The sequence below is a fragment of the Chryseobacterium sp. OV279 genome (assembly GCF_900128945.1).
GTDB lineage: Bacteria > Bacteroidota > Bacteroidia > Flavobacteriales > Weeksellaceae > Chryseobacterium.
The window spans coordinates 69,540-82,053 of record NZ_FQUD01000006.1 but is presented as its reverse complement, the minus strand read 5'-3'; the positions used below and the strand labels follow the sequence as shown (position 1 = coordinate 82,053).

Genomic DNA, 12,514 nt, shown 5'->3' with positions numbered 1-12,514 from the left:
ACACCTTAAATAATTTAGAGATGATGAATTTTAGAACAGCAGCAACCGTAGTATTTGTATTTTTCCTGAGCATAATGGCGAAAGCACAGTATACCATGCATAAAATGGTTAGCGTGGGATATACGTACCAGAACCAGAGCTTTGGAGAAGTTGGGGGCAAGCTGCTTTTCCTGAAGAATGATGATGTGATATACAGATTGGGTGGATCTGCTCTGATGGGTTCAGCCGGTTCCAAATTTGCGATCATGCCGAAACTGCAGGCCGATGTCATGCTTAATTTTGAAAAAAATGTAGATTTCTATCACGCTTACTATCTTTTGATCGGTGCGGAAGGAACCAATAAATATATCGCTCCGAAAATAGGAGTGACGCTTTTCGGGCTTTTGGATCTTGCCGGAGGTTATGCTTTTCCGATCGGAGATGCGCGTTTGAACGGAAAAGAGATGAAAGGTTTAAATATTAATTTAACATTAAATATCCCTACAGTGTTTATTCATGATATGTTTAAATAAGTTTTTTTACATTTTTCTTGTAAAAATTTAATAATTGCTTAACAGTTATTAAAAAATTATTATATTTACACCATATAATAATTGTACCGCCTATTGATTTTACTTTACTCCAAAAAACTGTTTTGTATTTACAGCTAGGGCCAGATAGAATATCTGGAGAATTGCTGGTCTGCAAATTTTTTATTATTGAGAAGAGTTATGAAATCAAAAACGGACAGCCTACTAATTTCCCTTTACCAGAAAGGAGACGAAGAAGCCCTATCAGCCCTTATTCATCGTCATCAGAGAGAACTGTTTACATTCATTTTTTACAAAATTAATGATGAAGACCTGGCCAATGATGTTTTTCAGGATACATTCATGAAAATCATCCTGATGCTGAAAGAAGGACGGTATAACGAAGAAGGCAAATTCATTCTTTGGGCAAAAAGAATCGCACACAACCTTATCATCGATCATTTCAGACTGAAAGCGAAAAACGTTAAAGTTTCGGAAACCACTTTCGAAACAGACGAGTATTCTATTTTTGATCTGATCAGAGAGCCATCGGAAAATATTGAAGATCAGTTGGTAACCCTTCAGATTCAGGAAGACCTTTTAAGGATGCTTCAGTTTCTGCCACAGAACCAGCAGGAAGTCATTAAACTGAGGTTTTTTGATGGGCTGAGCTTCAAAGAAATTGCAGATCATACCAATATGAGTATCAATACCACATTGGGAAGAGTACGCTACGCATTGATCAACCTGAGAAAAATCATGGACGAAAATAATATTGTATTGACACGTTAGGATAATAATTTCAGAAAATTCACGTTTAAAGGAAAACATACTTTCGCCTATGAAAAAAAATGATTCCTTAAAAGTGAAAACTTTGAAACCTAAGAAACAAACAATTGATTTTCTACTGAATTACTCAAAAAGTATTGAAGTGGTACCAACCAAAAACAAGAATTTCCCAATTTCCAAAAATTAAATTGAGTAATTTTGTGCTGTATGAAAATTCAGCACATTTTTTTTGACCTGGACAATACGCTCTGGGATCACCGTAAGAACGCATATCTTACCATTAAAGACCTTTTTGAAAAGCAGGAAATCACTTTACATTATCATATCGACTTTGAAAGCTTCCATACTGTCTATCATGACATCAATGAAAGTCTTTGGGAGAAAATCAGGGACGGGCTTATCGATAAAGAATATCTGAGAAAGCATCGTTTCTATGATACGTTCAAACATTTTGGAGTGGATGATGAAGAGCTTTCCCAATATTTTGAGGAACATTTTCTGGATAAAATCCTTAATCACAACGAGCTGGTAGAAGGAGCGGAATATATTCTTGAATACCTGAAATCCAAACACTATACACTGCATGTCATTTCCAACGGCTTCCAGGAAGTAACGGAAAGAAAATGTATCCTGTCCGGAATCGATAAATACTTTAAAACCATTACCAGCGCTGATTCTATAGGTGTGAGAAAACCTAATCCGAAGATCTTTGAATATTCTCTCGGACTGGCAGAAGCCACTAAGGAAGAAAGCATACTGATCGGCGACGACTGGATCGCAGATGTAGTGGGTTCTCAAAATTATGGACTGGATGTGATCTTCTTTGATGTATATAAAGAAAATAAGCAGGAAGAGGGATTGAAGGCTATCACTCATCTTTTGCAGATTAAAGAATACTTATAAAATATACAGTTTTCAGTACGGTAAAAACTGATTTTTTGAACCATTAAGATGATGGACGATTTAAGTTGAATTAAACCAAATTCGGGATAAGAAAAATTACGGTTAACCATGTCAAGGTTCAAAACCTTGACATGGTTAGTAGGGGCGATACGTCCTAATTAAGCAGTAGCTTTCTTAATGTTCTTAACCTTTTACTTAATCTTAATGGTTCAAATATTTTTCACTATTCATTCTCCACTTTTCATTTTTCCTAATTCTTTCCTAAATTGATTCTGAACTTTGCTCTATCATAAAGACAGAAAAAATTTAATATTATGAAAAATTTTAGAAAAATCACCGGAGCGCTTGTTATCTTATTCTTATTGGCAGGCGGATTTATTTTTGCACAGGACAAAGCGATTAACGCCAACCAACTTCCTAAAACGGCTAAAGTTTTCCTTTCTACCCATTTTAAAGGGATTGCGATAGGATCTGCTATTGAAGACAGAGAAATCTATGGCGTTGACGAATATCAGGTATATCTGGCCAACGGAACGAAAGTAGAATTTGACAGCAAAGGAAACTGGAAGGAAGTAGACGGAAAACATCAGAAACTGCCTTATGGATTTATTCCTGCATCAATCAGGAATTACGCAGCTAAAAATTTCCCCAACACCTACATCGTTAAGATAGAAAAAGAAAGATGGTCTTATAAAGCCGAACTTTCGAACGGACTGGATCTTGAATTTGACAGAAACGGGAATTTCAAAAAAATCGACGATTAATTCAAATTAAATAATCTGAGTTCGGTATAAGAAGGTTGGAAGATGGAAGCTGGAGGATGGAAGTTACTATTGGGTATTAAGTACTTAACAATTCCTTTTAAATGTAATTAATTCGTTTTAAAAAGATGAATAAAAATACCCAGTATTTCTTCTTTAGACTTCAATAACTTCCCTCTTCGAGCTTCTGACTTCCTTACCTCTAAATAAACACCTTAAAATCTTAATATGATGGTTAATTGGAGCATAATAAACAGCAGTGGAGGAAATCAGTCTTCCCAAAGTATAAGAAAGAACATTGTTTCTTTCCTGACAAGGAATTATCCATGCAGCGTGGTGGATGCTATTGAAAAGAAATACAGTGCTTATAAAATCTACCTGATGAGCGGTCTTTGCCTTACTTTTGATGCAGATGGACACGCTGTGAAAACAGGATAAGTAATTAAGTGGGAAAAGTGAAGCCGGAGGATAGAAGTTGGTTGCCCGGGAATAAGTTCAACCGTCTATCTTCCGTCTTCCTTTTCATTTTTCATATATTTGATAAGCCAATACTGCAGCATGAAGATATTAATCGTAGAAGATGAGCCGGAACTGAAAGACACTGTACAGACTTTTCTGGAAGCAGAGCATTTTATTGTAGAATTTGCCCTTACTTACAATGCCGGGCTTGAAAAGATCATTTCCTATGAATATGATTGTATTCTTCTGGATATCATGTTGCCGGACGGAAACGGAATAGATCTGCTGAGAGAAATCAAGAATCTGCATAAAAAGGATCCCGTGATCATTCTGTCGGCGAAGGATTCTGTTGATGATAAAGTCGCCGGACTGGAAATCGGGGCCGATGATTATCTGGCGAAACCTTTTCATCTTGCGGAGCTGATGGCAAGAATCCGTTCAGTCATCAGAAGGAAAAATCAGGATGGAGAAAATACCATCACGTATAAAAATATCAGCATTGATCCGGAAAACAGAACGGTAAAAGTAGGTAATGAAGAGCTGATCCTCAACCGTAAGGAATATGATCTGCTGTATTATTTTGTGATTCATCCGGAAAAAACGCTGCAGAAAACTACCCTGGCTGAAGCCATCTGGGGAGATTATATAGATCAGGCAGACAGTCTCGATTTTATCTATTCACAAATTAAAAATCTCCGCAAAAAACTGAAAACCCTTAATGCAGAAGCCGATTTCCAGGCTGTTTACGGAATAGGTTATAAATTTGTCTGATGAAAGTTTCGTTAAAATACTACACCATCAAATACATGATCGTTATCCTGCTGCTCATCATTGCAGTCTGGGCAGCGCTCTTTTACGCCTATATTCTGGATGAAGTGTATGATAATGTAGATGACGGACTGAAAGACAGAAAGATACAGATTATTAAAGCGGTTTACCACGATCCTAAGCTGTTGGATAGCAAGGATTTTGGATTTAATGAATTTAAAATCAAACCGATTTCGGAATCTGAGTATAAAGACAAAAACCGGCTCTATAACAAGATGTTTTATATGGAGTACGACGACAAAGACCAGCCCTACCGCGTACTTGAGACGGATTTTATAGATCAGTTCGGAAAACGCCAGAGACTTGAAATACGGACCTCTACGGTAGAGCAGGATGAATTGGTATATGACCTGACTACCGCTTTGATCGTGTTGTATATTCTTCTTGTGATAAGTATTTTGGCTGTCAATGGCTATCTGCTGAATAAAGCGATGCGGCCTTTCTATACCATTCTTGACCGGCTTAAAAAATATCAGTTCGGGGTTTCTGCTTCTAATGAGGCTCAAAATTATTCCATCAAAGAATTTGAAGAGCTGAATGTAGAAATAGAGGAAATGATTGAGCGTAATGAATTGGTCTTTCACCAGCAGAAACAGTTTATTGAAAATGCATCACATGAACTTCAGACCCCTTTGGCTATTGTGATTAATAAAATTGATCTCGTGATCCAGAATGATGATCTGGACAAAAAGAATATGAATTTCCTTACCGAAGTGAAGGGAGATCTGAGAAGAATGGCAGGACTGAATAAATCCCTCCTGATGCTTTCAAAAATAGAAAACAGCCAGTTTAATAAAACATCGAAAGTAGATTTTAATGAAATGATTGCGGAGCTGGTGAAAAGCTACGAAGACTTTATTGAGTTTAAAAAAGTTAAAGTCAGCATTATAGAGAAAGGATTCTTTGGTGCGGACTTTAATCCTGATCTGGCGGATATTCTGCTTTCGAACCTGCTTAAAAATGCAGTGAAGTATAACAGCCAGGATGGAGATGTGAACATCATCATAGAAGACAACAGGCTGATCTTTCAGAATAACGGCAGTGGTGTTCCATTGGACAAAACACAGATTTTTAACCGTTTTTACAAACAGGGTTCAGACCACAGTTCTACCGGTTTGGGGCTGTCTATTATCCGGACCATAACAAAACAATATCCGGGTTGGGATATCGTCTATGAGTTCCAGGATGGAATGCACTGTTTTATTCTTTCGAAAAACAATGCTTAATTGTGGAAAAAAATCTAAAGAAAATCCTGATGCTTAGTTTTGGCTAAAGCCTTTTGCGATGTGCATATCTTGTAAGCGGGCTTCAGCCCGCTCCTATTGAATATAAAGGAAACCCTGCAGGAATACCTGATCAGTGTAAAATATTCAGAGCATTATTTTATTCTTTCGAAAAGCTAACTGTCATTTATTTTTCCTGAATTAAAATATTGGGAGATGAAGCGGGATGATCTTTAAACAGATACCGATATCTGGAATCTTCGTAGGCACTTATAATAAACCTGTCCCGATTATTGTTCCGAACTTCGTGAAAGCTTTTCAGATCAATGAAATCTTTTAATTCAAAAACCTGGTCTTTGTATAGAACATAGTTGAAAAAGCGGGTAACCTTTCCTGAATCTTCAGGATTTCTGCTTTTAAGAATGATCGTATGCTTTAAGAACAAACCATTTTTATTTTTATAGATCAATTCATCCTTAATATTGATATAACGAGGTTCTTTTTTGCATGAAGTCAAAACAAGAAGAATAAGTAACCCTATATTTTTCATTACAATAAAATTACAAAAAAACAAAAGCCTTTCGGTGAGAAAGGCTTTTTTATATTTAAATAACAGGCTTTAAATTCCTAAACTTGCTCTTACTTTTTTAATGGTTTCGGTAGCAACCACTCTTGTTTTTGCTGCTCCTTCCTGAAGTTTAGCTTCAAGCTCGTCCAGATTGTTCATATAATAAGTGAACATCTCTCTTTCTTTTGCAAAACGGGTTAAGATCAGGTTTAACAGCTCTAATTTAGCGTGTCCATACCCGAAGTTCCCAGCTAGGTATTTCGCTCTTAATTCTTCTGTCTGTTCAGGATTGGCGATCAGTTCGTAGATAGCGAACACTTTATCTGTTTCAGGGTCTTTTGGTTCTTCCAGACCTTTAGAATCGGTTTCTATACTCATCACCTGCTTTTTCAGTTCCTTTTCAGGTAAGAAGATGTTGATGATATTCCCCATGGATTTAGACATTTTACGGCCATCTGTTCCGGGAACATATTTCGTGTCTTCCTGAAGTTCAGACTGAGGCAGTACAAAAACTTCTCCCATCTGATTGTTGAACCTTGAGGCTACATCACGGGCAATTTCCAGATGCTGAAGCTGGTCTTTTCCTACAGGAACTATTTCTGCGTCATACAGTAAAATATCCGCTGCCATCAGAATAGGGTAGGTAAACAGTCCGGCGTTCACGTCCTGAAGTCTGTCTGCCTTATCCTTAAACGAATGGGCAAGGGTTAATCTCTGGTAAGGAAAAAAACATGATAAATGCCAAGAAAGTTCACAGGTCTCAGGGATATCACTCTGTCTGTAAAAATATGTTTTTTCTGTATCCAGCCCACAAGCAAGCCAAGCCGCAGCGATCTCGTAGGTATTTTGTTTGAGCTCCTTCGCGTCTTTAATCTGGGTAAGAGAATGAAGATTCGCAATGAATAAAAATGATTCATTTCCTTCCTGCTTGGAAAGTTCAATAGCAGGAATGATCGCCCCAAGGAGATTTCCAAGATGGGGTGTTCCGGTGGCTTGAATGCCGGTAAGAATTCTTGACATTTGTTTAAATTATTAAGTTTAAAATAAAGAACAAAAATAGGAAAGATTGCGATGGCTGGCAAATCCTTTTTAATGGGGAATGATTTAAGGTGCTCAGTAACAGTTTTTAAATTATATTTGTAGAAACACCTCTTCCATATGGGAAATAACAATTTTTTGTCTCCAAAGCTCTTTAATGCCCTTAAAAGCTTGTGGATCTTATTACTGATCTTCGTTGTATTGGATTTTGCAGGCAATTATTTTTATCCCGAAACGGATAACACCCTGTCTAAAATCCTGGATTATCTTTCCTATACCTTAAGCAGTCTGTTTTTCCTCTGGTATTTCCTGGTCAACAAACGCTGGAAGTCCGTATTGATCATCCTTCCTTTTTTTATTATCCTGTTCTTCTGCATGAAAGGCATCCGGAATATGGTAGATTATTATGTCCCGTTTGAAGAGACTATCAACTCTGATACGCTGAGAAAATGGACCTATCTGATCATACAGTTTGTTACCGTTTTTGTAGTTTCAAAGCGATATCTGGTAGAAGAGGAGATGAATATTAAACAACCGTTACTTAAGCTTTTTCTGTTAAATCTTGGACTTTTTATTCTATACAATACAGATCTCGGCCTGATTGAAAAGCTGATCGGATCTGCTTCTTATGACTCCAAAACAACGGAATTCATAGTCAATTTCGTTTATTATACCCTTACCAGTATAAAAAATGTGGCTTATCTTGGGGCATTTTTCTTTTTGACGGCCTGTCTTGCCAACCGCGAAAGCTTTTATACATTATCAAAGGAAGCATTACAAACTGCCAATAAGTATTTTGTTCCTGCCATGCTTATTGTGATCAGCTGTATTATATTTTCATTCGGAGGTCTTCTGGAAAGTGCATTATCTATGGAATTGGACTTTTTCGGAAAAGATCTTACCCTTATCGGATGGATGAATATGGTGGTGATTGTCGTGTTTTTTGTAATCTGCACGAGATTTACAGGACAGCTGCTTAAAGAAAGAAGCGTATTTAAACAAAAATATTACGGAGCAGTAGGGGCTTCGATCTGGGTTCCGCTGATCAATATTGTCTCGCTTTTAATGATCAGGTTTGATGATAAAATTAAATTTCTTGCTCCTTCCAATATAGAAAAGGCTAAAAAAATACATTTGGGTATTATTTCCCTTCTGATTATATTCCAGTTCAGAAATGGATTGATGGAAAAGAAAGTGGATGATATTCTGATGTGTATCATCTATATCGCTGCTTTTTGGATCGTGGCATATATCAAGAAATTCACGTGGCTTTTCCCTGTTGTTTTGGGAGCGGTGGTGACCGTGATTAAAGTGTTTCCTTTTTATAACGGCGTTTATGATCAGGAGTTTGTGTTCAAGGATTATGTGTTAGATCTTTTTAAACATACCTTCTCCATTGCACTTGTGCTTACAGTTATTGTGTTTTATGGGATTTACTATATCGCTTACCAGGCTTTGAATACCAAAAAATAAGACCTATTTCTTTCTGATAATAATAGCAGCTTTGTTGAACATGCTGTTGCTTTCAGCATCCTTCGGTTTTACTTTATAGTCGAGTGTATATTTGCCGTCTTTTTCTATCGGAATTTCAATGACTTTCTGCTCGAATTCCCATGAAGCGCTTACTTCCTTCTGTTTTTCCACGTGGGTCGTGTCGGAATCATCGCTGTATCCGGAAGTCTGTACCGTCATTGGCTGTTCTTCCTCTTCCTTTTGTTGGGTATAAGTAGAATTGATAATGTGCTTTTTATCACTGAACATAGCAACGGAAGAATTGGCTACGGTATTTCCGTTCAGGCTTAGGTTGTAGATAAAATCAAAAGATGGTAACAGTCCGTTTTTTACGAAAGAGGCTTCCAGCTTGCTCCAGACAACAATTACGTCACCTTTTTTCAGATCCAGACCGTCAATGGTGTTAACCAGCTGCATGTCTGCGGGTGTTTCTTCCGTTATTTTTTCACCTACAGGATTGCAGGAAAAAGTAAACAGAGAACATAATATAATAAGGTATAGTGGCTTCATAATTAGATTTTTAAATGTTTACTGAAGTAATCATTCATTAAAGCAGTCATGTCATTACCATCTTTATTGGTACTGCTGATCAGATAAAACTGTCCTTTTGGTGTCTTGATGGAGCTGATGATAAAATACTCCGTCGTATCATTCACATAGCCGCTATCATTCTTTGCACTTACCAGAATGCTGTTGTTGCTGAGTCTTCGTACAAACGCAAACAGATCATCTTTGCTGAACTTTCCACTGAAATATCCGGAAATCAAATGATTTTCAAACGGAAGGTCTTCAAAATGCCCCGAGAAGTTGGAATCAGCGATAAGAGTTGTCTGATCCATTGCTTTTTGGGTATGAGCATTGTCACTGTACAGATAAAGGTCAAAATGATCCTTTCTGATCTCCGTGCTGTCATTATTTTTCAGGAAATATTTAAGTTCTTTTTGAAGGGAATTGTAATAAATATTATAATTTTTCAGTTCTACTTCAGAAATACTCGGCTTTACCTTTTCCCATGTTAAGTTTTCCGGCAGGGCTTCTTTATCAAATGAGAGCAGATGCTTTGCTTTGCTGTATATTGAATACAGGGCAGCGTACTGAAGCTTTTCACTGTTGTACTTAGGAACTTCTGCGATATAGAGATAATAGGTTTTGGTAGCCGGAACGTATTGTCTGTAATACAGTTTTTTGTGTCCGAAAGCATCGATGTAGAGCAAAGAATTTTTATCTTCAGAGAGAATTTTTTCCGTCTCGTTAAATTCTTTGATATCAGAAACAGGAAATACATCCGGGTTATTGGATTGTCCAATCAGTACCACTTCATCAGAGCTGCTGTCAGAAAAATCATTCTGTATATTCAATCCTTGAGTATACGTAGTTTCATCGTTTGTTTCTGTGGTCTTTTGAGGATCGGTAAGATTGATGCCCGGAGAAAATGAATATTCTTTTACATAATTACTGACGGGAAGCATGATCTCAACGGAGCTGGCAGAATCGGTCTGATAAGAGACTTTCTTCAGCAGAACCTGTTTCTGATCTTCAGCCTTTCGGATAGAATCTATCTGGGTCTGAGGAATTCCCAATGCAGGATCTGTATATCCGTCATCTTTTACCGCTTCTTTCTTACACGAAAGCAGAAACAAAAGTCCGAATAAAAGGAATGTAGAATAAATTTTTAACATAGCCTAATTTAGGACTTTAAAGTAAGAAAATTATTTTATTTCAATCTTTTCTCCTCCGAATTTAGGCTGCACGCCAAAAAGCAGGTCCCAGTACACTTTTGCTTTCGCAAGGTATTCTCTCAGGTTGGTTTTTAAACCTGCATATTTGTTCACATCTGCCGCATTGAACCCGAAAGCTTCCATTCCGTTTTCCTTTGCAAGAAAGACTGCTCGCTCATTGTGAAATTTCTGCGAAATGATCACCAGTTTATTCTGTCCGAAAATTTCTTTGGCTCTTACCACAGAATCCAGCGTTCGGAATCCAGCATGATCCATCACAATTTTGTCTTTTGGAATCCCGTATTGCATCAAAGTGAGCTGCATATCTTCCGGTTCATTATAATCCTTGGTGCTGTTGTCTCCGCTTACGATGATGTATTTGATCTTTCCGCTTTTGTACAGATCAATGGCGGCCTGAATCCTGTTGTAGAAATAGGCGTTGGGCATTCCGTTGCTTAATGTTTTTCCGGTTCCCAGCAGTAAAGCGGTTTTGGTTTCAGGAACATCGGCAATGCGGTAAGAAACAAAAGCACTGCTTTCTTTTCTAATGCTGTAGTTAGCCCAGGCTATAAAAATAATTCCCGCCGCAAGCAGCAGCAGGAATATTTTAAAAATATTTTTAATTACTTTTTTCATCCGGAATACTGTTTTTTAAAACTCAAGTCCGTTCGGGAAAGCTTTTTTTCTGAATATTAATAAGAAGGCAGCGCCTACCGTAATGGCAGAATCGGCCACATTGAAAATATATTTGAAGAATTCAAGATGTTTACCTCCGATCAAAGGGATATTTTCAGGAACATACCAGTCTACCAAAGGAAAGTGAAGCATGTCTACCACGCAGCCTTTCATAAAGGAAGAATAGCCCTGTCCTATGGGAACAAACTTGGAAACGCCGCCGTATCCGATCCATCGGTCGATGCTTTGGTCGTACACGGTTCCGCTGTCGAAGATCAGTCCATAGAACATACCGTCAATGATATTTCCGATAGCACCTGCGAAAATAATAGCCATTGGAATCAGAAGATAATTGGAAGCCCCTTGTTTCAGCCATTTCTTAAACATATAAACCATTCCTCCGATTAAGAAAAGTCTCAGGATTACCAGGAAATATTTCCCGATGATTCCTCCGAAATGAAGCCCGTAAGCCATTCCCGGATTCTCTACGAAAGTCAGTTTAAAGCCCGGAAGAACAGTCACGCTGTCATCCAGATTGAAATGGGTTTTGATGTAAATTTTTGAAGCCTGATCAATTAACAATACTAAAAATGTTATAGCTAAGATCTTTTTCATTATTCTCCTTTTGGTTTAGAAGGTTTTTCCGTGTTTTTCTTATCGAAAATTTTCTTCGCCACCTTTTCCGTATGGAACGTATTTTTGGTCTGAGTACGCTCATATCTGATATTCATATCTTTTAAAACACTTTTCAGTGCACTCATTTCCATAGGATTTTTAGGATGTACTATGATAGATTCCATTTTCTTTTCTGTTTTAATTGTTACATTTTGGACAATTCATCGAGTCTTTTCCGGTCTTTTGCAGACAGGTCACTGATCCCGTTTTTGCCCATCTTACTCAAAAGTCTGTCGATTTCTTTTTCCCTTTCGCGTTTATCAGAATTAAACTGATCATCGATGGTGTAGTTCTTATGTTGCTCGGGGAAGAATCTGTTTTTGATCCAGGCCCTGTTTACAAACAGCAAAACTGCGGCCACGATGATGCCTAAAATTAATACTCCGTTCATGGGTATACATTAAAAATTAGGTTTATAAAGTATCCGCGAATACAATATAAACCCAATATTATTTTTACAAACCTTGACGGTTTATTTTTGCATATTTTTCGCTTCAATGCTCAGCGTAGCATGTGGAACGGCTAAAAGTCTTTCCTTAGGAATCAGCTTTCCTGTCACTCTGCATACACCGTAGGTTTTATTTTCGATACGGATCAAAGCATTCTTAAGATCACGTACGAATTTTTCCTGGCGCCCTGCCAATATAGAGTTCTGCTCCTTGCTCAGTGTTTCTGCTCCTTCTTCAAAAGCTTTGAAGGTAGGAGACGTATCATCCGTACCATTATTCTGGTCGTTGATGAAACTTTCTCTGATCAGCTGAAGATCTCTTTCTGCTTTTTCTATTTTTTCTTTTATAATAGCCTTAAATTCCTGTAAATCAGCATCGCTGTATCTAACTCTTTCGTCTGACATATT

General features: G+C 37.5%; 17 protein-coding genes. 8 read left to right on the top strand and 9 right to left on the bottom strand.

All coding sequences use genetic code 11. The annotated features are described in order from the left end of the window. The first annotated feature begins 20 nt into the window (after positions 1-20). From BUA72_RS23050 to BUA72_RS23020, 7 genes are all read left to right on the top strand, one after another. Entirely contained in the window at positions 21-512 is a 492-nt protein-coding gene (locus BUA72_RS23050) for a hypothetical protein (RefSeq protein WP_072925544.1), read from the top strand. Between the two features lie 198 nt (positions 513-710). Further along, on the top strand, positions 711-1,301 hold the full coding sequence (locus BUA72_RS23045; protein ID WP_034726967.1) for an RNA polymerase sigma factor: 591 nt from the start codon (positions 711-713) through the stop codon (positions 1,299-1,301). A gap of 204 nt (positions 1,302-1,505) precedes the next feature. Beyond that, on the top strand, positions 1,506-2,201 hold the full coding sequence (locus tag BUA72_RS23040; RefSeq protein WP_072925541.1) for a YjjG family noncanonical pyrimidine nucleotidase: 696 nt from the start codon (positions 1,506-1,508) through the stop codon (positions 2,199-2,201). A gap of 314 nt (positions 2,202-2,515) precedes the next feature. Beyond that, positions 2,516-2,965 carry a PepSY-like domain-containing protein gene (locus BUA72_RS23035; RefSeq protein WP_034726969.1) on the top strand — a complete coding sequence of 150 codons (450 nt, stop codon included), beginning with the start codon at positions 2,516-2,518 and terminating at the stop codon, positions 2,963-2,965. A 225-nt stretch (positions 2,966-3,190) separates the two neighbouring features. Continuing rightward, positions 3,191-3,400 (top strand): hypothetical protein, encoded by a 210-nt coding sequence (locus tag BUA72_RS23030; RefSeq protein WP_072925538.1) that lies wholly within the window; start codon positions 3,191-3,193, stop codon positions 3,398-3,400. 120 nt (positions 3,401-3,520) lie between these two features. Further along, positions 3,521-4,192, top strand: a complete 672-nt coding sequence (locus BUA72_RS23025; RefSeq protein ID WP_047452693.1) for a response regulator transcription factor — start codon at positions 3,521-3,523, stop codon at positions 4,190-4,192. Further along, positions 4,192-5,475 (top strand): sensor histidine kinase, encoded by a 1,284-nt coding sequence (locus BUA72_RS23020; protein ID WP_047452692.1) that lies wholly within the window; start codon positions 4,192-4,194, stop codon positions 5,473-5,475. Before BUA72_RS23025 ends, BUA72_RS23020 begins: the two co-directional genes overlap by 1 nt. A 184-nt stretch (positions 5,476-5,659) precedes the next feature. Here BUA72_RS23020 and BUA72_RS23015 read toward each other — a convergent pair whose 3' ends face one another. Further along, complete coding sequence (locus BUA72_RS23015; protein WP_072925537.1) at positions 5,660-6,022, bottom strand: hypothetical protein; 363 nt, start codon at positions 6,020-6,022, stop codon at positions 5,660-5,662. A 69-nt stretch (positions 6,023-6,091) separates the two neighbouring features. After that, on the bottom strand, positions 6,092-7,060 hold the full coding sequence (trpS, locus tag BUA72_RS23010; RefSeq protein WP_072925534.1) for a tryptophan--tRNA ligase: 969 nt from the start codon (positions 7,058-7,060) through the stop codon (positions 6,092-6,094). A 138-nt stretch (positions 7,061-7,198) separates the two neighbouring features. Between trpS and BUA72_RS23005 the strand changes: the two genes are divergently transcribed. Continuing rightward, positions 7,199-8,551 (top strand): hypothetical protein, encoded by a 1,353-nt coding sequence (locus BUA72_RS23005; protein ID WP_072925531.1) that lies wholly within the window; start codon positions 7,199-7,201, stop codon positions 8,549-8,551. A gap of 3 nt (positions 8,552-8,554) precedes the next feature. Here the strand turns inward: BUA72_RS23005 and BUA72_RS23000 are convergent, their stop codons facing one another. The 7 genes from BUA72_RS23000 to BUA72_RS22970 form a co-directional block, all read right to left on the bottom strand. After that, positions 8,555-9,100, bottom strand: coding sequence for a hypothetical protein (locus BUA72_RS23000; RefSeq protein WP_072925529.1), 546 nt, complete (start codon positions 9,098-9,100; stop codon positions 8,555-8,557). 2 nt (positions 9,101-9,102) lie between these two features. Further along, positions 9,103-10,269: a hypothetical protein gene (locus BUA72_RS22995; protein WP_072925526.1), complete on the bottom strand. Its 1,167-nt coding sequence runs from the start codon at positions 10,267-10,269 to the stop codon at positions 9,103-9,105. A gap of 30 nt (positions 10,270-10,299) precedes the next feature. Then, the gene (locus BUA72_RS22990; RefSeq protein WP_072925524.1) at positions 10,300-10,944 is read right to left on the bottom strand and encodes a SanA/YdcF family protein; all 645 of its coding nucleotides are present in this window, start codon (positions 10,942-10,944) and stop codon (positions 10,300-10,302) included. Positions 10,945-10,959: 15 nt separating this feature from the next. Further along, positions 10,960-11,598, bottom strand: a complete 639-nt coding sequence (locus BUA72_RS22985; RefSeq protein WP_047452685.1) for a lipoprotein signal peptidase — start codon at positions 11,596-11,598, stop codon at positions 10,960-10,962. Next, positions 11,598-11,783: a DUF2683 family protein gene (locus BUA72_RS22980; protein WP_047452684.1), complete on the bottom strand. Its 186-nt coding sequence runs from the start codon at positions 11,781-11,783 to the stop codon at positions 11,598-11,600. Before BUA72_RS22980 ends, BUA72_RS22985 begins: the two co-directional genes overlap by 1 nt. 20 nt (positions 11,784-11,803) lie before the next feature. Then, entirely contained in the window at positions 11,804-12,049 is a 246-nt protein-coding gene (locus BUA72_RS22975) for a DUF6576 domain-containing protein (protein ID WP_072925522.1), read from the bottom strand. A gap of 81 nt (positions 12,050-12,130) precedes the next feature. Beyond that, positions 12,131-12,511: a TraR/DksA family transcriptional regulator gene (locus tag BUA72_RS22970; RefSeq protein ID WP_034726982.1), complete on the bottom strand. Its 381-nt coding sequence runs from the start codon at positions 12,509-12,511 to the stop codon at positions 12,131-12,133. Positions 12,512-12,514 lie beyond the last annotated feature (3 nt).